This window comes from Exiguobacterium sp. PFWT01 (assembly GCF_018255795.1).
Taxonomy (GTDB): Bacteria; Bacillota; Bacilli; order Exiguobacteriales; family Exiguobacteriaceae; genus Exiguobacterium.
Map to the genome: position 1 here is coordinate 869304 of NZ_CP073755.1, position 25479 is coordinate 894782.

The 25479-nt window shown below is 51.1% G+C and carries 21 protein-coding genes and 1 riboswitch; of the genes, 16 read left to right on the plus strand and 5 right to left on the minus strand.

Annotated elements, in window-relative coordinates:
- Window positions 1–35 precede the first annotated feature (35 nt).
- Window positions 36–224 (minus strand): hypothetical protein, encoded by a 189-nt coding sequence (locus tag KD909_RS04555; protein ID WP_047795099.1) that lies wholly within the window; start codon window positions 222–224, stop codon window positions 36–38.
- 135 nt (window positions 225–359) lie between these two features.
- On the opposite strand from KD909_RS04555, the gene KD909_RS04560 reads away from it, so the two are divergent.
- Both KD909_RS04560 and KD909_RS04565 read left to right on the plus strand, forming a co-directional pair.
- Window positions 360–1772, plus strand: coding sequence for an NAD-dependent epimerase/dehydratase family protein (locus KD909_RS04560; RefSeq protein ID WP_211782523.1), 1413 nt, complete (start codon window positions 360–362; stop codon window positions 1770–1772).
- A gap of 133 nt (window positions 1773–1905) precedes the next feature.
- A complete protein-coding gene (locus KD909_RS04565) occupies window positions 1906–3462 on the plus strand; it encodes a SulP family inorganic anion transporter (protein WP_249199079.1) in 1557 nt (518 codons plus the stop codon).
- On the opposite strand, the gene KD909_RS04570 is transcribed toward KD909_RS04565, so the two are convergent.
- Both KD909_RS04570 and KD909_RS04575 read right to left on the minus strand, forming a co-directional pair.
- Window positions 3459–3788, minus strand: a complete 330-nt coding sequence (locus KD909_RS04570) for a YolD-like family protein (protein ID WP_012726878.1) — start codon at window positions 3786–3788, stop codon at window positions 3459–3461. The genes KD909_RS04565 and KD909_RS04570 overlap by 4 nt on opposite strands.
- The gene (locus KD909_RS04575) at window positions 3785–5080 is read right to left on the minus strand and encodes a Y-family DNA polymerase (RefSeq protein ID WP_211782525.1); all 1296 of its coding nucleotides are present in this window, start codon (window positions 5078–5080) and stop codon (window positions 3785–3787) included. The genes KD909_RS04570 and KD909_RS04575 overlap by 4 nt, the downstream gene beginning before the upstream one ends.
- Before the next feature lie 253 nt (window positions 5081–5333).
- Here KD909_RS04575 and secA2 point away from each other — a divergent pair, with 253 nt between their 5' ends.
- The 7 genes from secA2 to KD909_RS04610 all read left to right on the plus strand — a co-directional run bounded on the left by secA2 (window position 5334) and on the right by KD909_RS04610 (window position 15021).
- Window positions 5334–7700, plus strand: coding sequence for an accessory Sec system translocase SecA2 (gene secA2 / locus KD909_RS04580; protein ID WP_211782526.1), 2367 nt, complete (start codon window positions 5334–5336; stop codon window positions 7698–7700).
- Window positions 7700–8503, plus strand: a complete 804-nt coding sequence (locus KD909_RS04585; protein WP_211782527.1) for an SLAP domain-containing protein — start codon at window positions 7700–7702, stop codon at window positions 8501–8503. Before secA2 ends, KD909_RS04585 begins: the two co-directional genes overlap by 1 nt.
- Window positions 8504–8636: 133 nt before the next feature.
- Window positions 8637–10922: a bifunctional 2',3'-cyclic-nucleotide 2'-phosphodiesterase/3'-nucleotidase gene (locus KD909_RS04590; protein ID WP_249199080.1), complete on the plus strand. Its 2286-nt coding sequence runs from the start codon at window positions 8637–8639 to the stop codon at window positions 10920–10922.
- A 176-nt stretch (window positions 10923–11098) separates the two neighbouring features.
- The gene (locus KD909_RS04595; protein WP_159562609.1) at window positions 11099–12541 is read left to right on the plus strand and encodes a carbon starvation CstA family protein; all 1443 of its coding nucleotides are present in this window, start codon (window positions 11099–11101) and stop codon (window positions 12539–12541) included.
- A 95-nt stretch (window positions 12542–12636) separates the two neighbouring features.
- Window positions 12637–13308: a PAQR family membrane homeostasis protein TrhA gene (locus KD909_RS04600; protein WP_051829405.1), complete on the plus strand. Its 672-nt coding sequence runs from the start codon at window positions 12637–12639 to the stop codon at window positions 13306–13308.
- Window positions 13309–13465: 157 nt separating this feature from the next.
- A complete protein-coding gene (locus tag KD909_RS04605; RefSeq protein WP_211782528.1) occupies window positions 13466–14383 on the plus strand; it encodes a proline dehydrogenase family protein in 918 nt (305 codons plus the stop codon).
- 170 nt (window positions 14384–14553) lie between these two features.
- The gene (locus KD909_RS04610; protein ID WP_211782529.1) at window positions 14554–15021 is read left to right on the plus strand and encodes a hypothetical protein; all 468 of its coding nucleotides are present in this window, start codon (window positions 14554–14556) and stop codon (window positions 15019–15021) included.
- A gap of 137 nt (window positions 15022–15158) precedes the next feature.
- On the opposite strand, the gene KD909_RS04615 is transcribed toward KD909_RS04610, so the two are convergent.
- Window positions 15159–16061 (minus strand): SDR family oxidoreductase, encoded by a 903-nt coding sequence (locus KD909_RS04615; protein WP_211782530.1) that lies wholly within the window; start codon window positions 16059–16061, stop codon window positions 15159–15161.
- Between the two features lie 214 nt (window positions 16062–16275).
- Here KD909_RS04615 and KD909_RS04620 point away from each other — a divergent pair, with 214 nt between their 5' ends.
- From KD909_RS04620 to gcvH, 6 genes are all read left to right on the plus strand, one after another.
- Complete coding sequence (locus tag KD909_RS04620; protein WP_211782531.1) at window positions 16276–18687, plus strand: 3-hydroxyacyl-CoA dehydrogenase/enoyl-CoA hydratase family protein; 2412 nt, start codon at window positions 16276–16278, stop codon at window positions 18685–18687.
- An 18-nt stretch (window positions 18688–18705) separates the two neighbouring features.
- The gene (locus tag KD909_RS04625) at window positions 18706–19878 is read left to right on the plus strand and encodes an acetyl-CoA C-acetyltransferase (RefSeq protein WP_012726865.1); all 1173 of its coding nucleotides are present in this window, start codon (window positions 18706–18708) and stop codon (window positions 19876–19878) included.
- 13 nt (window positions 19879–19891) lie between these two features.
- Window positions 19892–21676: an acyl-CoA dehydrogenase family protein gene (locus KD909_RS04630; RefSeq protein WP_159562606.1), complete on the plus strand. Its 1785-nt coding sequence runs from the start codon at window positions 19892–19894 to the stop codon at window positions 21674–21676.
- Between the two features lie 89 nt (window positions 21677–21765).
- Window positions 21766–22497 (plus strand): hypothetical protein, encoded by a 732-nt coding sequence (locus KD909_RS04635; protein WP_211782532.1) that lies wholly within the window; start codon window positions 21766–21768, stop codon window positions 22495–22497.
- 47 nt (window positions 22498–22544) lie between these two features.
- Complete coding sequence (locus KD909_RS04640; RefSeq protein WP_211782533.1) at window positions 22545–22898, plus strand: arsenate reductase family protein; 354 nt, start codon at window positions 22545–22547, stop codon at window positions 22896–22898.
- Between the two features lie 48 nt (window positions 22899–22946).
- Complete coding sequence (gcvH, locus tag KD909_RS04645) at window positions 22947–23330, plus strand: glycine cleavage system protein GcvH (RefSeq protein WP_012726861.1); 384 nt, start codon at window positions 22947–22949, stop codon at window positions 23328–23330.
- A 37-nt stretch (window positions 23331–23367) separates the two neighbouring features.
- Here the strand turns inward: gcvH and KD909_RS04650 are convergent, their stop codons facing one another.
- The gene (locus KD909_RS04650) at window positions 23368–24423 is read right to left on the minus strand and encodes a PTS sugar transporter subunit IIC (RefSeq protein ID WP_249199081.1); all 1056 of its coding nucleotides are present in this window, start codon (window positions 24421–24423) and stop codon (window positions 23368–23370) included.
- 180 nt (window positions 24424–24603) lie between these two features.
- On the opposite strand from KD909_RS04650, the gene KD909_RS04655 reads away from it, so the two are divergent.
- A complete protein-coding gene (locus KD909_RS04655) occupies window positions 24604–24861 on the plus strand; it encodes a thioredoxin family protein (RefSeq protein ID WP_211782535.1) in 258 nt (85 codons plus the stop codon).
- 450 nt (window positions 24862–25311) lie between these two features.
- Window positions 25312–25418: riboswitch (SAM riboswitch) on the plus strand.
- Window positions 25419–25479 lie beyond the last annotated feature (61 nt).

A 25479-nucleotide genomic window follows, 5' to 3' on the forward strand; every position in this document is an offset into this window, starting at 1 on the left:
TGTCAATGGACCTCGCTATTATTCGAGAACATGACCTATCGACCGGTGATTTGATCCAACCAATTCGCGACCAAGTCCGCACTACCATCTTGGAACATAAATATGGATACCCCGACCATCACAAGCCCGACTAAAATCAATCCACCTTGTTTCGCGCTACTTGCAATCCCTCGCACGATGAGGATTACTCCCAATCCAAGCAAAAGAAAGTACCAAAATCCCATGAATATCCCTCCTTTTTCTAATTATTCTCATTTTAGTATGAATCGGTCGAGCAGGCTCTACATACTTAGACTGATTTATCTTTTAAAAAAGAAGGGTACATTACCTCTATGCGAATAATTAGGGGAGTGACCATTATGCGAAAAACGATTGTCATTGCGGGGGCGAGCGGCTATATCGGCTCGAACGTGATGGAGCAGCTGAAGGAAGAGTATGACATCATCGCGTTATCGCGATCGACGAAGAATAAAGAAGATGAGGCCCATATCACGTGGCGTGCCTGTGATTTGTTTTCATATGAGGCAACAAAAGAAGCATGTGAGGGCGCGGATTACGCGATGTTCCTCGTGCACTCGATGATTCCGGACGGCGGCTTGACGCAAGCGACGTTCGAGGACATGGACGCGCTCATTGCGGACAACTTTGCCCGGGCGACGAAGGCGAACGACATCGAACAGATTGTCTATTTGAGCGGGATCATCCCGAAACAAGAAAAGACGTTGTCGCGTCATTTGAAGAGTCGACTCGAAGTCGAACGCATCCTCGGCGGACAAGGAGTACCGGTAACAACGATTCGGGCTGGACTGATCATTGGTCCGGAAGGTTCGTCGTTCCCGATTTTAGCGAAGCTCGTCAAACGATTGCCGACGATGATCTTGCCACGCTGGACGAAGACGGAAACACACCCGATCGACATCCGGGAAGCCGTTCAGGCGCTCATCTCGGTCGTCGGTGCCGAGTCGCTCTACGACCGTCATATCGACATCGGAGGTCCTGAGGTGATGACGTATCGGAAGATGATCGAGCAGACGGCCGAAGTCATGGACAAGCGTCGTGTCTTGATCGACTTCCCGTTCCCGACAATCAAACTGTCGCGGCTGTGGGTCATGGCGGTCACGGGTGAACCGAAGGCGACCGTCTATCCGCTCGTCGAGAGCATGGGACACGCGATGGTCGCAGAAGACACGGTCGAAGGTATCGGCCAAGGAGAGATTCCGTTCAAAGAGGCGGTCGAACATGCGCTTGAGGAAGAGGAGAAACAGTCCTCGGGAGGTAAGAAGAAAAAGCAACCGAAATCGTATACGGTCCGCTCGATTCAGCGGTTCGGTCTGCCGAAAGAGAAGTCGGCGCTTTGGATGGCGGACACGTACTTCGAGTGGCTCGGTCGTTTTATGTATCCGCTCATTCAGACGACGAAAGAAGACGATGATTGGGAGATTGCGCTGCTCGATCCTTCGTTTGTCGCACTTCATCTATCGCTTGAACAGGAAGCGACGGACGATATGGCATCCTTTGCGATTGACGGGGGCAAGTTCGTCAAGTTAAGTGAAGAGGATCAGACAGGGCGTCTCGAGTTCCGGCGATTATCGGAGTCGGATGAAGGACTCGTCGCCATCCATGAGTTCGTACCGGCCCTCCCGTGGTGGTTCTATACGAAGACACAGGCGAAAGCCCATCTCGTCGTTATGTGGTTATTCGGTCGTCATGTGAAGTTGCTGGCGAAAGACGCGGAAGATGGCGATCAAGTCGTAGAGGCTCCGACGAATTGACGTGAGGCGCATCGAAAGGTGCGTCTTTTTCTTTTGTACATTCTGTTAACGTTTTTCTCAATCCGTTTACAAGCTATCTTTCCAGGCGTACACTGAACTCGTTTTTGAACTGATTGGAAAGAAGGAATGTATGATGCAAGACTCACTCTCCACACGTGAGATGTGGCAAAAGGACATCTCGGCCGGAATTACAGTTGGCGTCGTCGCCATCCCGCTCGCCATGGCATTTGCCATCGCCTCGGGAGTCCCGCCGGTGTATGGGCTCTACACGTCCATCTTCGCCGGAATCCTCGTCAGCCTGTTCGGGGGTTCGACGTTCCAGATTGCCGGACCGACGGGAGCGTTCATCCCAATCGTCTCGGGTGTCGTCCTCGCATATGGATATGAAGGGTTACTCGTCACGACCGTCCTCGCCGGAATTTTGCTGCTCCTCATGAGCGTGCTCCGGGTCGGACGGCTCATCCGCTTCATGCCCCGGGCCGTGACCATCGGTTTCACGGCCGGTATTGCTGTCGTCATCTTCGTCGACCAGCTCGATGAGTTGTTCGGGGTCACGTTTGAGAAGGCACCACATTTTCACGAGAACTTGCTTCGTCTCGGTCAAGCGTTGCCCGAAGCGAGCCCTTGGCCGATTGTCATTGCCGGAATTGGCTTTTTGACGCTTTGGCTCGTTCCGAAGCTGCCGTTTCGTTTACCGCTCTTACTCATGGCGATGCTTGTCCCGACGTTCGTCAGTCTCCTCATCCCGGGTGAGGTCGCGACCATCGGGAGTGCCTACGGCGGTATCCCAAGCGGACTGCCGACATTCAACTGGCTCGCGATTGACGTCGACTTGATCACCACGCTCCTTCCGTCCGCGTTCGCCATCGCCTTCCTCGGTGCGCTCGAGTCACTTCTTTCGGGAACGGTCGCCGATGGGATGGCGGGGACGAAGATGAAGCCAGACAAGGAACTGTTCGGGCAAGGGCTTGCGAACGTGATCACACCGTTCTTCGGTGGGATCCCTTCGACAGGTGCCATCGCTCGGACGGCGACAAACATTCAGGCCGGAGCGGTCAGTCGACGTGCCGGTGTCATCCATGGGATCACGGTGCTTGTTGCGGTCCTCGTCCTCGCGCCGTTTGCGAGTTACGTGCCGCTCGCCGCACTCGCTCCGATCTTGATGCGTGTCGCTTGGAACATGTCCGAGCGTCATCACGTGATGGCGATGTTACGTCATCGTTCATCCGAGTCACTCGTCCTTCTCGTCACGCTACTATTGACGGTATTCGTCGACTTGGTCGTCGCCGTCGAGGTCGGCGTCATCTGTGCGCTCGCGCTCTTCGCGAAACGAATGGCTGATACGATTGATGTGCGCGAACGGACAGAACGGTACGTCACGCGAGACGGGCAAATTGTCTTCAGTGTCGAAGGTCCGCTCTTCTTCGGTGCGGTCGAGTTGTTCGAGCACGTCCTCCACCACATCCATCGGGAACCGAACGTGTTCATCTTCAACTTTCACCGCTGTCCGGTCATCGACGTGACCGCGGTCGAAGAGTTGCGGCGTGTCATCACCGAGCTGAAAGTAGCCGACCGGCATGTCATCTTCGCGCACTTGTCGCCATCGGTCCGCGCGACGCTTGCTCACTATGGGCTACTCGACGGGATTGAAACGTTCGAGACGACCCAGGAAGCGATCGAGGCATCTTAACGAACGGACAAGATATCTCCGAACGGGACGCGGCGCACCTTGCCATCGAACAGCTCGACCTCGCGCTCGGCGTAATAGATGGCATGGACGTAGCCGCGCATGCTTGTCGTCAAGCCGTCTACGAACAAGGTCACCTCGACTTGGTCTCCTTCACGGATGGCCCGTTCGAGCTCGGTTTGCCAGAGGTAGAGGAGCTGTTCGTCCAAGTCGGGCAGCTCAATCTTTTGGATTTGGGCATAATAACGTTTCAGTAGGGCGACGTGCTCGGGCATGAGAAATGGGATCCATTTTAACTCACCCCGGTCACGATAGCGGGTCTTGCTCATGAGGAATCGCCTCCTTGTTTATGTCCGCCGATTAGACGTTGGCGCGTCCGGAGCGGACTGTCTTTTAGTAGGCTCGATGCCGGTCGGATCGTGCCGCGACCGAACCGGACATTCAGGCCGTCAATCAAATCGAGGAAGTCGAGCCGTTTCGCCTTCGCCCATTCGTCTTCAAAAAAGGATAACTGGACGTGGTCGCTCCGTGGCTCGAGCTTGCCGAGAGCGACCGAGACGTAACGGACGGCCTCCGTCTCTTCCCAGCCGTCTAAAAATAGCTGCAATAAGATCGGGAGAAACTCTTGCTCGTCCGCTGTGAAGCGGGGGAGCTTCTTTTGTTTACTGAAGCCACCCCGGTCGCTCGTCCGCGTATAGCGCACCCCGAGATGGATCGTCCCTCCGACGAGTCCCGCTTGCCTGGTTCGCATGCCGACTTCGACCGCGATCGCTTGTAAGACGAGCCGAATTGCGGAATACGTCGTGTAGTCTTTCATGAGGGTGATACCGTGTCCAATCGACTTCGGTCGCATCCGTTTCGCACCGAACAAGGAGCTCGCCGGCAGGATGGTTGGCGACTCGTCGATGCCCCAGGCGTGATGCCAAAGTTCTGCACCAATGACACCGAACTTTTCATGAAGGGATTCGAGTGGGTAGCGGGCCAAGTCCCCGATTGTCCAGATGCCGAGCCGCTGAAGGTGGACCGCCATCTTCGTGCCGACGCCCCACATCTTCTCAATCGGCGCCGGGTGGATGAGCCGTTCGACGTCATGGAGGAGACACGTGGCGACGCCTTTCTTTTTCGCATGCAAATCGAGGACGAGCTTGGCGAGGACGTTGTTCGGACCGATGCCGATGGTGACGGGAATGCCTGTATAGCGAAAAATCGTCGCACGCATGAGGTGGGCGACGTGCTCGTCACTTCCGAACAGCCGCTCCGTCCCGCTCATGTCGACGAGCGTCTCATCGATCGAATAGACACGAATCGCCTCGGGCGGGGCGAACTGATGGAGGATGTGGATGATTTGAATGGAGACGTTCAAATAATGACTCATCCGCGCCTCGGCATACAAAACATCCCGTCGTTCGTGCCACGGGAGGCGGTCGATGTGGAAGCGGCGTGCCCCGGTCTTGATGCCGAGCTGCTTCATCTTCGGGGTCGCGGCGAGGACGAGTGCCCCGCTGTCCTGTAGGTTCGAGAGGACGACGAGCTTCGTCTGATAAGGATTTTTGTTGCGCGCGGCACACTCGCAACTGGCATAGAACGAGACGCTGTCGATACAAAAGATTCGTCTGCGCATCGTCACCACTCCTTTTTTACGAACAAATGTTCTGTTTTTTTCATCGTAACACGGTCTCACGTCATCTCAAATAGTGAATTGAAAATATTTTTACAAATACTTTTTGAAAATTAACCAAAATTTATAGGTTTTCACGTGTCTAAAAACCAACTTTTAGGAAGTTTTCGTAAAAAAGTCTCCGAATTGGTTCGATTTTCGTTATAATAGACGGGTATGTAAGTGATGAATTGATAGAAAGATGGAGGCTATTAGTGTGATCCAATTTGTAAAACAGTTAACGAATGATCAAAGCCGGCGTTTGAAAGCATACGAACGACGGGTCGCGCGTATTAATGAATTAGAGACAACGATGAAAGCCCTCTCGGATGACGAGATGCGTACATATACGGAGACGCTCAAAGCACGTCTCTTGGATGGAAAGAAAGTGGATGACATCGCGGAAGAAGGGTTCGCTCTCGTCCGCGAAGCGTCAATCCGTGTGCTCGGCATGCGTCACTATGACGTCCAGCTCATCGGTGGGTTCGCACTCCTCGAAGGGAACATCTCGGAGATGCCGACGGGGGAAGGGAAGACGCTCGTCGCCGCTTTGCCGAGTTACGTCAAGGCGCTCGAAGGAAAAGGCGTCCACGTCATCACGGTGAACGATTATTTGGCGAGACGTGACGCGGAACAAATTGGGAAGATTCACGACTTCCTTGGGTTGACGGTCGGCTTGAATGTCCCGGAAATCGAAGCGGACGAGAAGCGTTCCGCATATCAGGCGGATATCACGTATGGGGTCGGGACAGAGTTCGGATTCGACTACTTGCGTGACAACCTTGTCCATAAGCCGGAAGAACGGGTCCAACGTCCGTTCCATTTCGCCATCGTCGATGAAGTCGACAGCATCTTGATCGATGAGGCGAAGACGCCGCTCATCATCGCGCAGAAGGACCGGTCACATATCCGCTTGAAACAGTTGGCGCAACAGATCATTTCAGAGTTCGAGGAGACTGACTACGAGGTCGACCTCGAGTCGAAATCTGCAACGTTCACGGAAGAAGGAATCGTCAAGATTGAAGAGCTGTTCGCCATCGATAACCTGTTCAGCGCTTCACACCAGGTGCTCTATCACTATCTCGTCCAGGCGCTCCGTGCGAACGTCTTGTTCGAACTTGACGTCGACTATATCGTGCGTGAAGACAAGATCGAACTCATCGACTTGTTCACGGGACGCATCATGGAAGGACGAAGCCTGTCGGAAGGGTTGCATCAGGCGCTCGAGGCGAAAGAAGGCGTCCCCATCACCGAAGAGAACAAGACGACGGCGGAGATCACGATTCAGCACTATTTCCGGATGTATCCGCTCGTTGGGGGGATGACGGGGACGGCTCAGACGTCACGTCAAGAGTTCTTGAAGACGTACAACATGGACGTCGTCCAAGTGCCGACGAACCGCGAACGTCAGCGTGTCGACCATCCGGACCGCATCTTCATGACGACCGAGCAAAAGTATGCGGCGGTCACTGAGAAAGTGGCGGAACTACATGCGACGGGACGTCCGGTCTTAATCGGGACGACCTCGATCGCACAATCGGAAGCCATCAGCAAGCACTTGAAGAAGAAGCGGATCGAGCATGACGTGTTGAACGCGAAGACGGTCGCTCAGGAAGCGGATATCATCGCAGACGCCGGTCAATTCGGAAAAGTGACGATTGCGACGAACATGGCCGGACGTGGGACGGACATCACGCTCGACGCAAAAGCGAAGGAAGCGGGCGGTCTCTTCGTCATCGGGACGGAGCGCCACGAGTCAAAACGTGTCGACAACCAGCTCCGCGGTCGTTCGGGGCGTCAAGGCGACCCGGGTGCGACCGAGTTCTTCGTCTCGCTCGAAGATGAGATCGTGAAACGTTATGCGGCGCAGAAACTAGAACGCGTGGAGAAAAAGTTGAAGCCGAGCGCGACAGGTGAAGTCTCGTCGAAAGATGCAATCGAGATCATCGAATATGCGCAGACGACGATCGAAGGACTCGGCGTCTCGATTCGAGACTACTTGTTCAAACTCGATGACGTCTTGAACGAACAACGGAATATCATCTATACGATTCGTAACCAGGCCGTCAATGCCGATGCGGATGCCATCACGAAAAACGTCCTCGGTATGATGCGTCTCGCCCTCGAGAACAGCATCGATATGCATGTGTCGGATGAACTCGTACCAGAGGAATGGCCGATCGATGAGTTGAAAGAAGACTTGCGCTACTTGACGATGCAAGAGCCGACATGGGCGAATGACATCGCCGATACGCGTGAACTGAAGGATGCTTTAAACGACTGGATGGAGGCGATCATCGCTACGACGGCGTCGCGCCTCGAACAGGACGATATCGTCCTCTTCGCGAAAGAGTCGCTTCTCCGCGCCGTCGACATGAAGTGGACGGATCATTTGACGACGATGAGCGGATTGAAAGAAGGGATCGGGCTTCGCAGCTACGGTCAGGAAGACCCGAGCCGTCAGTTCGGAAAAGAAGGACTGGAAATCTTCGAACAGACGTATATCAATATCGCCCGGGATGTCACGACGGAACTATGCCAGCTCGACCGCTACTTCGCCGAGATGGCAGAGGAGGAAGTATAATGTTAGGATTTCGTAAACGTAAACAGATTGAGACAGGAAATAAAGAGGAAGGACGCCAATTGACGCTCGTCATCGACGACGCGATGGGGATCCCGAAAGAGGATGAGTACGTCTTCCGTTACCATGCGAAACGACTCCCAAATCTAATGGAAAATCAAGTGTCAATCGAACTTTTGCACGCTGAACGTATAGATGAAGGGATGTCTACCGTTGCTTTATTCCGAAATACACTGCCGAGCTCTTTTGAAATCGATGAACTTCCAGTTTTATTACTTGATGAACATCATCTTCCACTTGGTCGAAAAGTTTTAAGCCGTATTGATTTACCAAAGTTTGAACCATGGACGAGTAAACCGGTATATCTTCATTTCTTTCCTAATGAACTTTTTAGTGAGGTCGAATTAAGTGATACACTGCGGCTCGTCTTCCAAATGAATCCGATTGATCCGTTGCAAGTGATTTCAGACGAAATGAGAGCACAGTTTTCATTATCAGAATGGAGACAGCTCATGCGGACGAACATTTCGACGCCACCGGTCGGAGAGAATGAATTCAACTTGATGCTTGTGTCTGTGGAGAAAGAAGAGACGGACGTTAAGGCGACGATTCTCCTCCGCAACGGATATGACCGTCACTTGAACGTTGAGAAACTCCCGCTTGAACTCGTGAGCGGAGAGGATGTCGTCGGCTTCAAGATGATTCGTCTCGAAGAACCAATACACGGGAAACACGCGTACCCGGTAGTGGTCACGTTTGAAGAAATTGAAGGTGATGGACCGTTCACCGTTCGGATTAAACAATGATAGGAGGATGGACCTAATTTCTATAAAGGGAATTAGGTCTTTTTTATTCGGAAATTAATATAGAAGGTCAATGAGCGTGGTGTTATATTGAATATGGTTAGACAATGATCAACCAGAAAAAGGGGACAATCACATGAAAACTGCATTGAAATGGTCGATCGTGACCGCGCTCGTGTTACCAACCGTTTTGCCGCTACAGGCACCGAACGTCTTGGCAGAAGTGGACGAGGATATCGTCAAGCTCCGTTTCTTAGAGACGACAGACTTACATACGAACATCACGAACTACGACTACTTCCAAGACAAGGTCGATAACACAATCGGATTGACGAAAGTCGCGACACTCATCAAGGAACATCGTGCAACCGCTGGGGAAACGAACACATTCTTGTTCGATAACGGGGATACGATTCAGGGGACACCGTTCGGTGATTACGTCCGTGAGAGCCAAGCTGGGAAAAATGAAGCGTTCGAACATCCGATGTACAAGGCGATGGCGGCACTCAACTACGATGCCGTCACACTCGGGAACCATGAATTCAACTTTGGTCTCGAATTCTTATACAACGCGATGGAGGGGTCAAAAGGGAAACTGCGTTTCGTCAACTCGAACGTCAAAGATTTAGAAGGCAACCCGATCGTCTCGAAGTTCAACGTGGATGGACAAGAGGTCCAAATCATCGAACGAACGGTCACAGACCAGGATGGGGAAACACATACGATCAAAGTCGGCGTATTCGGAGTCGTCCCTCCGAAAATCATGTCATGGGATTCGGGGAACCTTCAAGGTCGTGTGACGGCAGAGGATATCATCCCATCCGCACGTGAAGCAGTACAAAAATTAAAAGGCCAGGGAGCAGACGTCGTCGTCGCCCTCGCGCACTCAGGGATTGGTGACAGTGCAGCGTTCGCGGATGAGCAACTCGACAGCGAAGAGAACGTCGGTTACGCACTCACGAAGATTGACGGGCTCGACATGGTCATGACGGGACACCAACACGGTCGCTTCCCGGATGCGAAAGGCATGTTCGCTTCGTTCCCGAACGTCGATATGACGAAGGGGACAATCAATGGCAAACCGGTCGTCATGGCGAACAACCAAGGGAAGGACCTCGGCGTCATCGACTTCGAACTTGAACTCGTAGACGGCAAGTGGCAAATCGTAGATGCGTCAGCAGCACTCGATACGGTGACGGCTGATACGGTGGTCGACCCGACGATTCAAGCGTTGATCGAAGATGACCATTTGGCGACAATCGACTATATCAACCAACCGGTCGGTGAGATTCAAGATGACATCCAAAGCTACTTCGCACTCGTCCGTGACGATGCATCGGTTCAGTTCGTGACGAATGCGCAGAAGTGGTATGTCGAGAAAGAGCTTGAGACGAACCCGGAACTTTCCGCATATAAAGAGTTGCCACTTTTGTCAGCGGGGGCGCCGTTTAAAGCGGGTGGACGTGAATTGACGGACGCGAGCTACTATACGAATATCCCGAAAGGGCAAATCGCTTTGAAAAACGTCGCGGACCTTTACGTGTATCCGAACACGCTCGAAGTCGTCAAAGTGACAGGGAAAGATGTCATGGATTGGCTCGAGATGTCAGCGGGTGCGTTTGATCAGATTGAAGAAGACGGCGAAAACTTACTCAACCTTCAATTCCGTAGCTACAACTTCGATGTTCTCGACGGTTTGACGTATGAGATCGATGTCACGGGTCCTGCGAAGTTCGATGTCGGCGGAAAGCTCGTCAACGAAAACGCGAATCGCGTGAAGAACGTCGAGTACAATGGACAACCGATCAAGATGGACCAAGAGTTCTTGGTCGCGACGAACAACTATCGCGCAGGTTCTTCAACATTCCCAGGTCTTGGTGGCGGGAAGAACATCGTCTATCGCTCAGCGTATGAGACACGTAACGTCATCTCGGACTACATTGTCGAAAGTAAAGACAAGTTGGACTACAAAGCCGACAACAACTGGAAGATTGTCGCAGACGCGAAGCGTTCGGTGACATTTGAGACAGCGGATACAGGGAAGCAGTACTTGAACCTTTACGAAGGAATCGAAGCGACGGACGCGACGCGTCAAGATGCAGCAGGTCGTCTCTTCCGGACGTATACGCTCGGTCTCGAGCCGACAGCACCAGAGTTCGTGTTGACTCTCACAGTAGACACGATCAAACCGGGTTCAAAACGCGTGACGGGTAAGACGGCTCCTGGAGCTGACGTGACACTTCGCGACGGCAATCTCGTATTGGCTGAGACGGTCGCAAACGAGGATGGTGAATATGTACTGTCTGTCAAACCGCTCAAGCTTCGCCAAACAGTCGAAGTCGCCAGTGAAAAAGACGGTCAGACGAAGTCAGAAATGAAAGTCGTCGGTGCCGGCCACATCGGTGAACCAGCGCTTCGTTAATTAGAAATGAGCTTCCTGAATGGGGGCTCATTTTTTGTGGCAAAAATGTGAATGAAAACCCTTACATTCCATAGGTTCTTCTTGTATAATCAAACATGTAATCGGTTACATGACACGTGTAAACCGAAGAGCTGATGGGGTTTCGGCTACATATGTACGGAAAAGGGGACTGACAGATGATTACATTCTTCGTCGCACTCGCACTACTTTTGGTCGGGTATTTGGTATACGGTCGTTACGTTGAGAAAACGTTCGGCATCAAGGAAGAGCGGACGACGCCCGCCTATGCGTCTCAGGACGGCATCGACTACGTGCCGATGGGCAAAAAACGGAACTCGATGATTCAATTGCTCAACATCGCCGGTGTCGGACCAATCTTTGGACCGATTATGGGGGCGCTCTACGGACCGGTCGCCTTCCTTTGGATCGTGTTCGGATCGATCTTTGCCGGTGCGGTTCATGACTATTTGACAGGAATGATTTCCCTTCGAAATAACGGGGCACACTTGCCACAACTAGCGGAGAAGTTTCTCGGACGTTCACTTCGCCATATCGTCAATGGATTTGCACTTTTACTTTTACTTCTTGTCGGGACGGTGTTCGTCACGTCTCCGAGTAACATGATCAACAACTTGTTCGATGGGAATGCAACGACGCTCACCATCGTCATCTTCGCTGTGTTCGCTTACTACATCTTGGCGACGCTTCTCCCGGTCGATAAGATCATCGGACGCATCTACCCGTTCTTCGGGGCACTACTCGTCATCAGTGCCATCGGGATCGCGGTCAGTTTGTTCGCTCAAGGATATCAGATTCCAGAGATGACATTGACGAACATGCATCCGGACGGCTTGCCAATCTGGCCGCTCCTCTTCTTTACCATCTCATGTGGGGCACTCTCTGGTTTCCATGCGACACAGTCGCCGATCATCTCGCGGACGACGATGAAAGAAAGCAACGGCCGTGAAATCTTCTACGGCATGATGATCGCCGAAGCGGTCATCGCGATGATTTGGGCTGGAGCGGCGATGGCCATCTTTGAGCCAGGTGAATTGCTTGGACTCATCAGTGCGGGCACTCCGGCACTCGTCGTGCAAGAAGTGGCGACACTCATGCTCGGCAGCATCGGCGGGACACTCGCGATTCTTGGAGTCATCGTCTTACCAATCACGTCAGGAGATACGGCATTCCGTAGCGCACGGATGATTATCGCGGACTACATGTCGATCGCACAGAAGAAGTTCTCGTCACGTCTTTGGATCGCGCTTCCACTCTTCGCGATCTCATACGTGCTCACGAACATGGACTTCCAAATGCTTTGGCAATACTTTAACTGGGCGAACCAGACGACGGCGGTCATCGCACTGTTCGTCGGGGCGATGTACCTTTACATTAAAGGGAAAAACCACTACATCGCGCTCCTTCCGGGGACGTTCATGTTGTATGCAGTCTGGTTCTACATTTTGACGGCGCCGATCGGCTTCAAGCTGGACGGAGTTCTTCCGTACGTCATCTCGACACTCGGAACGTTGACGCTTCTCGTCTTGTTCCACAAACGGGCACGCGCGATGCGGGCAGCACAAATGGAATGTGACGTTCCGGTGAAAGAAGTCGCATAATCTCGACACGGGCTAATCGGTAGCCCGTGTTTTTGATTGCGTTAACATCGGGAAATGTCCATACTAGAAGGAACAGTTACGGAAGGTGGGAGCACATGAAACAAGAACAACTCAAAGAGATGCTCCATGCCGACACGCTCGGGGAAGAAATTGCGAGCGCGATCACGCACGGCTTAGGAGTCATCTTCAGCATCGTCGCCCTCGTCCTGCTCGTCATGAGCGCCACAGAGAGTGGGAGCACGTGGAACGTCACCGCGGTCAGTGTATTCGGGGCATCGATGATTTTACTTTATCTCTTCTCGACACTCATGCACGCCATCCCGCATCCACGGGCGAAACGGGTGCTGCAAGTGTTCGACCATGCGGGGATTTACTTACTCATCGCCGGAAGTTATACACCGTTTGCGCTCGTGACACTTCACGGGACGCTCGGTTGGACGCTATTCGGAATCGTTTGGGGTGTCGCGATTCTCGGAATCGTGTGGAAACTGTTTTCGACCGGCAAGTACATGTGGGTGTCCAATGTGACTTACCTCGCACTTGGTTGGATCTGCATCATCGCCATCCGTCCGTTATATGAATCACTCGGTCATCAAGGGTTCATGCTTCTCCTCGCAGGGGGGATCGCCTATTCGGTCGGCATCGTGTTTTATGTATGGCAAAAACTGCCGTTCAACCATGCCATTTGGCACCTGTTCGTCCTAGCGGGAAGCGTGTTCATCTTCCTCAGTATTTTACTCTATGTCGCACCTTCGACAAGCCTATAAGACAGCCGTCCTACGGGGCGCCTGTCTTTTTTGAAAAGTTGGGAAGAAAGTGCTGCAAACGGTTACAAAAATACAGACGAAATGACGTTTGTGTGTCATAATAATTGCAGACATCATCATAGAGATAGATGGGTGTAAAAGTAAGGGGGAAAATCAGATGGAAAAAGTGTTGCGCGATGGATTTATCTACATGTCACAAAACAAAACACTCAACAGTTTGGCAAAGAAATATGGCCTACGATTTGGTGCATCACGCTTTGTAGCAGGGGAAAACTTTAAGGCTTCTGTCCCGACGATTCGCGAACTCAACGCGAAAGGGTTGTCGGTCACGGTCGATCATCTCGGGGAATTTATTAAGACGGTCGAAGAGGCGAATACGAATCGCGACGAGATCATGCGTGCGATTGAAATTATGGCAGAAGAGCAATTAGACGCCTATATGTCACTCAAGCTGACATCACTCGGATTCGATATCTCGGACGAGTTGATTGAAGACAACATGCGTCAAATTTTGACGGTCGCACAACGAGTCGGGGTCTTTGTGGCCATCGATATGGAAGATGAGCAGCGTTGTGAAAAGACGCTCGAATTGTTCAAAAAGCTGAAGTCTGAATTTGACGGTCTCGGAACGGTCATCCAGTCGTACTTGTACCGCTCGGAAGATGACATCAATCATCTTGCGCCGCTCAAGCCGAACCTCCGCATCGTCAAAGGGGCATATAAAGAGCCGGCGACGGTCGCGTTCCCTGAAAAAGAGGACGTGGACCATAACTACGTGAAGCTCGTCAAACTCCATCTTGCGAACGGGAACTACGCATCCATCGCGACACACGATGACCATATGATTGACGCCATCATCGAGCACGTCAAAGAGAACAACATTCCACTCGACCAGTTCGAGTTCCAGATGTTATACGGGATCCGTGTCGAGCGTCAACTCGAGCTCGTGCGCCAAGGATACAAAGTCCGTGTCTACGTGCCATACGGTCGTGACTGGTACGGTTACTTCATGCGCCGTCTCGCGGAACGTCCGGCAAACGTGGCGTTCGTGTTAAAGGGAATGGTGAAGAAGTAAGTGAAACTCATAGTATTTTACTTGATATCGTGAAAAAAAATAGATGTCAGTGTAAAGTTGTGAGATCAAAATGGTTTGGTTCTTTAAAATAGAACCAAACCATTTTTTTACTCAATATCAAATTGAAATATATTAAAAAATATTAAGGCGTTGAAAGGAAGAAATGTTCTATGACAAATATCGAAATTGTATTGGAATTAAGTAAAATCCTTTCTCCAATCATAACGGTTGGATTAGCAGCATTTTTGACAGCAAGGTATTATTTAAAAAACAAACAAGTAGATTATTCTATGAAGCTTTCTGAAAAAGCTATTGAAGAAGTTTATAACCCTATTATAGTTAAAATAGAAAAAGAAGCTGTTAATGATGGGTTTAGCTATGAAGGGCTATCCGCAGATGATTTGGTAGCTATTGACGAAATCTTTTCTAAGAATCGACATTTAGTCGAAGAAAGTTTGTTAAATATTCTTTGGAAGTATCAAGAGGATGTTCACTTCGAATTTTCAACTTTATATGGCAACGAGGAGTCCCAGATAACTTCTAAAGACAAATTTTTGGATTCTAATCATGAATTTTTGAATGAGATAAAAAGAGTAAGGAATTTTCATCTTAAGCGAATTGGTTTTTACTTTAAATGAGAACTAAGTGTTTAAAAATCCTTCGGTTATCATTCTAATTCCTGCATGGGGTTCAGAGTTTTCTGCTAACAATATGGGCGCCGAAAGGACACACTGCACAAAAAGAAGACTCAGCTACGAACTGAGTCTTCGATCCATTATCCATTAATCACGGTTCCACCATTTACGTGGATGACTTGACCACTGACGTATGTCGAATCATCGCTTGCGAGATAGACATACGCCGGTGCGAGTTCGGCGGGTTGCCCCGGTCGTTTCATCTCTGCTGAATCGCCGAACGATTTCACTTTCTCCGCGTCAAACGTTGACGGGATGAGCGGTGTCCAAATCGGTCCCGGGGCGACCCCGTTGACGCGAATCTTCTTGTCCGCCAAGTTTTTGGCGAGCGAGCGGGTGAATGCCGTGATGGCACCTTTCGTCGACGCATAGTCAATCAATTGGTCGTTTCCTTCATAGGCTGTGATCGAGGTCGTATTGATGATGCTCGCTCCTTCTTTCAAGTAGGGGAGCGCTGCTTTCGTTAAGTAGAACATGCTGAAGATATTCGTGCGGAACGTCTTCTCGAGTTGTTCATCTGATATATCGAGGAGTGACTCCTGTGGATGCTGCTCGGCGGCGTTGTTGACGAGGATGTCGATCCGGCCGAACGTCTCGAGCGTCTCTTCGACGACTCGTTGACAGAAAGAAGATTCTCCGAGATCGCCTTGAAGCAAGAGACAGGCTTGACCTAAGTCCTCAATACGTTCTTTTGTCGCTTCCGCGTCCTCGAGTTCGTTTTGATCCTTATAGACGATGACGGAGTTCGCACCTTCATGGGCGAAGAAGATGGCGACCGACTTTCCGATCCCGGAATCCCCACCGGTGATGATCGCGATCTTGTCTTTTAACTTGTCACTTCCTTTATAGTCTTCCCGTTCATAGATCGGGAAAGGTTCCATCTTCGAATCGATTCCCGGTTGGTGCGACTGTTCTTGGGCTTTCTTCTTAAACGACTCAAAGTCCTTTCGGCTACCGACAGTGTTTAAACGATTATCATGCATGTATACATTCCCCTTTCTAAATTTGACTCTTGTTGTCTATACCACACACATTAAAAACTAATCGTTCATTCAAAAAATGGAATGAAATTGAAAAATGAACGCTTGCGAATGAATGTTCATTCATTTATGATAGAAGAGTAAACACGATGGTGATTGCGATTTTTTTTACGCGTGAAATGAATCACTATTCATTCTCATTTTAGGGGGGAACACTATGACGAGTCACATCGAACAATCAACCGACCTCCGTTTGACGAACTCAATTCGTTTTGCGGTCGTCATCGGTTCAGGAGTAATGGGGGCGGGGATTGCGGCTCACTTGGCGAACGCGGGGATTCGTTCGCTCATGCTCGACATCGTACCACGTGAATTGACAGCCAAAGAGGAAGCGAAAGGGTTGACGCTCGAGTCGCCGGAAGTACGCAATCGCATCGCCTCAGAAAACCGTCAAAAGCTATTGAAACAAAATCCAGCACCACTCGCGACAGCGGAACATCTCAACTTCATCGAAGTCGGGAACTTAGAAGATGACTTAGAGCGTTTGAAAGAAGCGGATTGGGTCATCGAAGTCGTCGTCGAACGTCTCGACGTGAAGCAACAACTCTTCGAGAAGATTGCACCTTACATCCGTGAAGACGCGATTCTCAGCTCGAACACGTCAGGGATCTCAATCGAAGCGATGGCAAGTGCCCTTCCGGAAGGATTGAAATCACGCTTCCTCGGCACGCACTTCTTCAACCCACCGCGTTACTTGAAGTTGCTCGAACTCATTCCGACGGAGAAGACAGCCCGTCCGGTCATCGACTTCATGTCACGTTTCGCTGAAGATCGTCTCGGCAAAGGTGTCGTCGAAGCAAAAGACACACCGAACTTCATCGGGAACCGGATTGGGACGTATGGTCTTCTCGTCACGTTTGAAGAGATGCTCAAGCAAAACGCTTCAATCGGAGAGATGGACTCGATCACAGGTCCACTCATCGGTCGTCCAAAATCAGCGACCTTCCGCACACTCGACGTCGTCGGAATCGACACGTTCGTCCACGTGGCGGGGAACGTCTACGAGACACTCGAATCAGGGGAAGAGAAGGACACGTTCGACGTTCCGACAGAAATGAAGCAACTCGTTGAAAAAGGTTGGATCGGACAAAAGGCTGGTCAAGGCTTCTATAAGAAAGAAGGCAAGGTCATCCAGGAGTTGAATCTTCAGACGTTCGAATACGAACAATTGAAAGCGATTACAGGTCCTGAGCTCGATCAAATCAAGTCACTTCCTGGCTCGAAAGCAAAATTGAAAGGTGCCATCTTGAACAAAGGTCGCGTCGGCCAATTGCTCTGGCCAATCACGGCGAAGACGCTCGCTTACTCGGCACGTCTCACTGGTGAGATTGCCGATACAATCGTTGCGATTGACGATGCGATGAAGTGGGGCTTCGGTTGGAAGTTTGGACCGTTCGAGATGTGGGATGCCCTCGGTGTTGAGAAATCAGTCGAGCGTATGAAAGCGGAAGGCTATGACGTCCCGGCATGGATCGATGAGATGCTTGCTGCAGGCAATACGTCATTCTACAAGGGAGACCAGTATTACGATAAAGCGTCGAAGACGTATGTCGAGAAGACCGTCAATCCGAAAGAATTGAAACTTAAGCCGCTCGCAAAATCAAACGGCATCATTTTAGAAAATGGTGGCGCACGCCTCGTCGATATCGGTGATGACGTGGTCGCACTCGAATTCACATCACCAAACAACGCGATCGGTGTCGACATCATGCAGATGATCGAACAGTCGATCGATCGTGTCGAGCAAGACTTCAAAGGAATGGTCCTTGCCAATGACGGCAAGAACTTCTGTGTCGGTGCGAACCTTGCGATGATGCTCATGGAAGCCGAAGACGAGAACTGGTTCGAACTCGATTGGATCATCAACAAGTTCCAACAAGTCGTTCAAAAGATTCGTTATTCAAGTCGTCCGGTCGTTGCTGCACCGTACGGTATGACGCTCGGTGGTGGAACGGAAATCAGCTTACCGGCAGCCCGTATGCAAGCCGCACTTGAGACATACATGGGTCTTGTCGAAGTCGGTGTCGGCCTCATTCCTGGTGGGGGTGGAAACGTCAACACGTACCGTCGACTCCTTGAGCAGACACCAAAATCGATGCAAAACATCGAGAAGGCTGCGCAACAGACGTTCGAGAACATCGCGATGGCGAAAGTATCGAAGTCGGCATTTGATGCGAAAGCACTCGGTTACCATCGTGCGGTCGACGGCATCTCGATGAACCGCGACCACTTGACGTTCGATGCGAAACAAACGGTCCTTGAACTGGCTGACGGGTACACGGCACCGGTTCGTGAGAAGTTACCGGTCGTCGGTCAAACGGGTAAAGCGACGCTTGAACTCGCAGCGTACGAAATGTTCTACGGTGGTTATATTTCAGAGCACGATTTGAAAATTGCGAAGAAACTCGCACACGTCATCAGTGGTGGCGATTTGGCATACGGTACGCTCGTCGATGAGCAGTACTTCCTCGACATCGAGCGCGAAGCTTTCTTAAGCCTCATCGGGGAGCCGAAGTCACAACAACGGATGCAACACATGCTCGTGAAAGGCAAACCACTACGGAACTGATAAAGGGGGACAAAACAGATGAGGGAAGCAGTCATCGTAGCCGGCGCACGGACGCCGGTCGGAAAAGCAAAACGCGGTTCGTTCCGTAACGTACGTTCGGACGAGCTCGCGGGATATGCCATCAAGGCAACGCTTGAGCGTTCAGGATATAAAGGCCCGATTGATGACGTCATCATGGGTTGTGCGATGCCAGAAGCGGAGCAAGGGATGAACATCGCTCGCTATGCGGCGGTCCGGGGGGGACTGTCGCACGAAGTTCCAGCGATCACCATCAACCGCTACTGCTCGTCAGGTCTTCAAGCCATCGCGGACGCGGCGGCCAAAATCATGATCGGTCAAGCGACGGCCATCATCGCCGGTGGTATGGAGTCGATGAGCCAAGTCCCGATGGGTGGTCACGTCATCCGTCCAAACCCACACATCATGGAGACGGCACCAGAGTACTACATGAGCATGGGACATACGGCAGAACGTGTCGCAGCTGAATACAACATCTCGCGCGAAGACCAAGATGCATTTGCCATCAACAGTCACCAAAAGGCGGCGGCAGCCATCGCAGGTGGCAAGTTCCAGGAAGAAATCGTTCCTGTGACGGTCATCGAGCACGTACTCGGTGAAGACGGGAAAGTCGCGGAAGTGGAGAAAGTCGTCAAGCATGACGAAGGTGTCCGCGCCGATTCGACGATTGAAGCACTCGGGAAACTTCGCCCGGCTTTCAAAATCAAAGGGTCGGTCACGGCGGGTAACGCTTCACAAGTATCCGACGGAGCAGCAGCAGTTCTCGTCATGGACCGTGAAGAAGCAGAACGCCAAGGATTGCAACCGATGGCCAAGTTCCTCTCGTTCGCGGTCGGCGGTGTCCGTCCGGAAGTGATGGGGATCGGTCCAGTCGTCGCCATTCCGAAAGCACTCGAGATGGCTGGCGTGAAGTTAGAAGAAGTCGGATTGTTCGAGTTGAACGAAGCGTTCGCGAGCCAGTCACTCGGTGTCATCCGTGAACTCGGCATCGATCCATCGAAAGTGAACGTGAACGGCGGCGCCATCGCCCTCGGTCACCCACTCGGATGTACGGGAGCAAAACTTTCAGTCTCGATCTTGCATGAGATGAAACGACGCAATGAGAAGTATGGGGTTGTCACGATGTGTATCGGCGGCGGAATGGGTGCGGCTGGTGTCTTCGAATTACTTTAAGGGGGAATCGGATATGGAACGTACAGAACATGAATTGATTAAAGGCGGTAGCTTTGTCATTGACGCACTCGACGCAGAGCGTCTCTTCACACCAGAGGATTTCTCAGATGAGCATAAGATGATTGGGGACACCACGGCAGGATTCGTCGATGACCGCGTCATGCCAGTCCTCGAGCGCATTGAGAAACACGAGTTCGACCTCTCTGTCGAATTGTTGAAAGAAGCGGGCGAGCTCGGTCTTCTCGGAGCAGACGTTCCAGAAGAGTACGGCGGTTACCAACTCGATAAAATCTCATCTTCGATCATCACGGAGCGCTTCGCGAAAGCACGTTCGTTCGCGCTCAGCTACGGCGCACACGTCGGGATCGGGACGCTTCCAATCGTCTTCTTCGGATCAGAAGAGCAAAAGCACAAGTACTTGCCAAAACTCGCGACAGGCGAATGGATCGCGGCTTACGCGCTCACTGAGCCAGGCTCAGGGTCTGACGCCCTCGGTGCGAAAACGACAGCTGTCTTGAATGAGGCGGGCACGCACTACGTCTTGAACGGTGAGAAACAATGGATCACAAACGCCGGCTTCGCGAACGTGTTCGTCGTCTATGCGAAAATCGATGGCGACAAGTTCAGTGCCTTCATCGTCGAGCGTGACTTCAAAGGAGTCTCAACGGGCGCAGAAGAGCAGAAGATGGGAATCAAGGGATCGTCGACACGTACGCTCATCCTTGAAGATGTCGAAGTACCAGTCGACAACCTTCTCGGTGAAGTTGGAAAAGGTCACGTCATCGCCTTCAACATCTTGAACGTCGGTCGTTACAAACTCGCAGTCGGAGCAGTCGGTTCTTCAAAACGTGCATTCGACCTCTCGGTTCAATACGCGAACGAGCGCAAACAGTTCAAGACACCGATCAGCCAATTCCCACTCATCCAAGAGAAATTGGCGACGATGGCAGCGAACATCTATGCGATGGAAAGTTCAGTCTATCGTACAGGTGGTTTGTTCCAGGATAGCTTGGATGCACTCGGTGATGAGAACATGCGCGACGGATCGAAAGTCGCACAAGCAATCGCAGAATACGCGATCGAATGCTCACTCAACAAAGTCTTCGCTTCTGAAACATTCGACTATGTCGTCGACGAAGCGGTCCAGATTCACGGTGGATACGGATTCATGGCCGAATATGAAGTCGAGAACCTCTACCGTGACTCACGAATCAACCGTATCTTCGAAGGAACGAACGAGATCAACCGTTTGATCGTCCCAGGTACGCTCCTCAAGAAAGCGATGAAAGGTGAATTGCCGCTCCTCGCAGAAGCGCAAAAACTTCAAAAAGAGCTCATGAGCTACATGCCACAAGAATTGGATGGCTCACCACTCGCTCGCGAGAAGATGCTCCTTTCGAACATGAAGAAAATCAACTTGATGGTCGCAGGTACAGCTGTTCAGAAGTATCAACAAGACCTTCAAAACGAACAAGAAATCTTGGCGAAGATTGCAGACATGATCAGTGCCATCTATGCGCTTGAAGCAGCCATCGCTCGTACAGACAAAGCGATTGCCCGTTCAGGCGAAGAGAAGAACACGCTCAAAGTCCGCTACACAGAAATCTTTGCGGAGCAAGTGTTCAAGCAAGTCGAACTCATGGCGAAAGAAGTGTTGTACGCAGCGGCGTCTGGTGACGAGCAACGTATGCTTCTCTCGGCAATGAAGAAGTTCAGCCGCTACCAGCCAATCAATGTGATCGGCACGAAGCGCGAAGTCGCAGCGAGCCTCATCAAAGCGAACAAGTTTATCGTCTAATCAAATGGACAGAAAGGGTGGACCGGACGCGGTCGACCCTTTCTTTTTTTGAGCTCTGCCACGTACAATAGAGACGAGGGGGAGAGAAGATGACAAAACGAGACGTATTACTCGACCGGATGGAATGCATTGGACGGTCCGTTGCCGAAAAGGACGGGACGCTCATGCTGCTCGCATTGGGTTCGATTGGACAAGAGACGGAGCGGTTAGATGAGTATTCGGACCTCGATTTCTTTTTGATTGTCGAGGATGGGCAGAAGGCGCGCTTTATCGACCGACTCGACTGGCTCGAGGTCGAACCGCTTCACTATCAGTTCCAAAACACGAAGGACGGGCATAAAATCATGTATCAGGATGGCATTTATGGTGAGTTCGCCGTCTTCGAACTGCATGAACTGGCGACCATCGCCTATACTCCAGGACGTGTCGTCTGGCGACGGGACGAAGCGCTCGAAGTATTTGCGACACCACGCCTCGAAATCACACGTGAATCAGCGGATTATTATTATGAAGAGGCGTTGACGAACCTATATGTCGGCTTACTTCGGGAACGTCGGGGCGAGATGCTCGCCGGATTCGAACTCGTCCAAGTCGCGGCCGTTCAAAACGTCTTGAAGGCGCTCGGCGGACAAGGAGATCCGTTCAATCCGACACGCCGGGTCGAGTCGAGACAGCCGGAGATGATTCCCTTCTTGTCAGATGGGGTAAAAGGATACGGCAGGTCAATCGAGGCGGCAGTGGCGATCTTACGGTTGATCGAAGCGAGGCACGAAGTGAACCCGACGATGAAGCGAGAGATTGAACGGTTGCTTGAAACGTGAATTGATTTCTCGGAATATGCTACATTGAGAATAGAGGTGATGAACAGATGGTGACACTATACGGCTATCCACCATGCAGTACATGTAAAAAAGCAGAAAAATGGTTGAAGGAGCAAGGCATCGCGTATACATACGTTCATATCGTCGAATCGACACCGACGAAAGCGGAACTCGCCGAACTGTGGAAACAATCAGGTCTACCACTCAAGAAGTTCTTCAATACGAGCGGGCAAGTCTATCGGAACGAAGGCATCAAGGACAAGCTGCCAAATCTATCAGAAGACGAACAACTTGAGCTATTATCGAGCAATGGTATGCTTTTGAAGCGACCAATCGTCACAAATGGTGAAAAAACGACCATCGGATTTTCAGAAAAGTCCTTTACGGACGTTTGGGGCTAAGTGCTATAATACAGATGTGAGTCTAATTTATTTGAGGGGGAAGTTAGGATGAGCAAAGTACCAGCAAATTTACGTTATTCAAAAGAACATGAGTGGGTAGAAGTAAACGGAACGAAAGCCCGCATCGGCATTACGGATTTCGCACAAAGCGAACTAGGGGATATCGTGTTTGTCGAACTCCCAGAAGTCGATGGTACGATTTTGCTCGACGAGCCATTCGGTTCAGTCGAATCAGTGAAGACGGTCTCTGAGTTGTATGCACCAGTATCAGGTCGCATCACAGCAGTGAACGAGGACCTCGCGGATTCTCCAGAACTCGTCAACGAGTCGCCGTTTGAAAACGCATGGATGATCGAAGTCGAGTTGACGGAAGAGTCAGACCTCGACAAGCTCATGTCTGCAGAAGAATACGAAGCGATGATTCAAGGATAATCAAAACCGGCCTCTCCAATGGAGAAGCCGGCTTTTTTTACTCGAAATCGAGTCGGTAATGATCGGATTTGACGAGAGTCGCCCGTTCAAACACGCGATAGAAGAAGATTCCGAGTGCGACCGGAATCAGGCCGAACAAGACGATGACGAGCAGGACGTTGAAGAGAGCGAATCCACCCGGCATGAGATGAAGGGCGTTCACCGGACCGATGAGACCTGACACCCCGAACCCGGCGCTGATGGGTGTTCCTTCAATTTTTAGAATCCCTGCGAGCGCACCGAGAATCGCCGCATTTGCCAAAATGGGAAGCATCATGATGGGACGTCGGACAAAGTTCGCCATCTGAATCTTCGGAGAGCCGAGGAAATGGGCAATCGATGTGCCGGTCGCGTTCGCCTGCCATCCGGCAATCGCGAGACCGAATCCGGCAGCGACGACACCGAGGTTCGCCGCACCAGCCGCGACACCGGACAGACTGATGGCTGTCGCAATCCCGACAGTCGAGATCGGTGAGACGATGATGAGTGAGAACGCCATGGCGATCAGGATCCCCATGAGGACCGGTTGCAGGTCAGTCATTGTCATGATGAGTAGACCGATATACGTCGTGATCTGGGAGATGTAGGTCAGTAGGAAAGTACCGATGCCTCCTGCGACGACAATGACGGTCATCGGCATAACAATGACCGTATACGTCTTCAAGTGGGGAGCGAGCTTCATGACAAGAAGTGTAGCGATTGCAGCGGTCACACCGGCTGTGATCACATCCCCGATGCCCGCCATCACGAACGCCCCTTCGTCGATTCGAACGGCACCGCTACCGACATACGTCGCAATCGCGATCGTCCCGGCTTCGAGAATCGATCGTCCGAACTGCATGGCGACCGCTAGCCCGATAATGGCTGGCAGAAGCCGCATCGCAATCGTCGTCGCATCCAATATGAATTGAAGAGACGGAAAATACGGAAGTATGGCTTTCGTTAATTCACCGAGTAGTGCGCTCGGGATGAGGGCGATCAGAATCGCCATGCTGAGACCGTTTAAGACGTTCATCGTGAACTGTTTCATCGTACCTGTTGTTTGTTCCGTCATCATTCATTCACCTGTCCTTCTTCTTTGCTGTTATGTACAAAAGCGATAAAGTTAGAACCCATATTATTCCTCTCACCAGAAAGAGTCAAGAGAATCATTGAAAAATTCTGAAATTTCATCAAAGCACGATTTTTGAATGGGAATCCATCGCCCCTTATAATGACAAGAGAGGTGAGAAGAATGATTACAGACGGATTCTTATATATATACGCCCCGATGTGTGGTACATGCGCTGTGGCGGAAAAAATGTTGACGGTCGTCGAAGCGGTCGCCCCTGAAATTAAAGTCGAAAAGCGAGATGCGAACTATATCCCAAAAGAGCTAGAAGCCTACCAAGTGATGAGCGTACCCGCCTTGTTGAAGCTTGAAAATGGCGAGGTTCAAGATCGATTGTACGCGTTTCAAAATGTGCAACATGTCCTCTCTTTCGTGAAGTGAGAGAGGAACATTAGAATAATCTGAAAATTTTAAATAATCAGTTGACACAGAAAGTTCACGAATGGTATATTCATTACAACATCTTACTTGAACACAAAATAGGACGCGATATTCCCGATATCAAGACGTTTTGGCGAAGCCGCTGCTACCTTTATACGAATACACGTCAGTCTTCCCTTCGATTGTCCCCCAAAAAAATCAAGCGAAGACAGACGTTCCGTATAATCGCACGGTCCAAGCTAAGATCGAGTGATGATTGGTGAATCTCCCCCATATAAGGATGTAAATCTTGAACGGGCAAAAGATTTTCATCTATGGGCTGTCCTTCCGTGACTCAAGGTGCTACGTTCTGTGTCGTCCTCGGACGGCACCTTTTTTTAATTTTTTTGAAAAAAGGATTTGACAGCAGAAAAAGCTGTCGCTATGATAAAGCTAATCGAATACACAACACTCTTATCAAGAGAGGCTGAGGGACTGGCCCTATGACGCCCAGCAACCGCGGAGTAATCCGAAATGGTGCTAATTCCAGCAAGGTGAGAAACCTTGACAGATGAGAGCAATCGTTGTCCGTACGATAAAGTGCGCACGTTTGCTCAAACGTGCGCGCTTTTTTTGTTG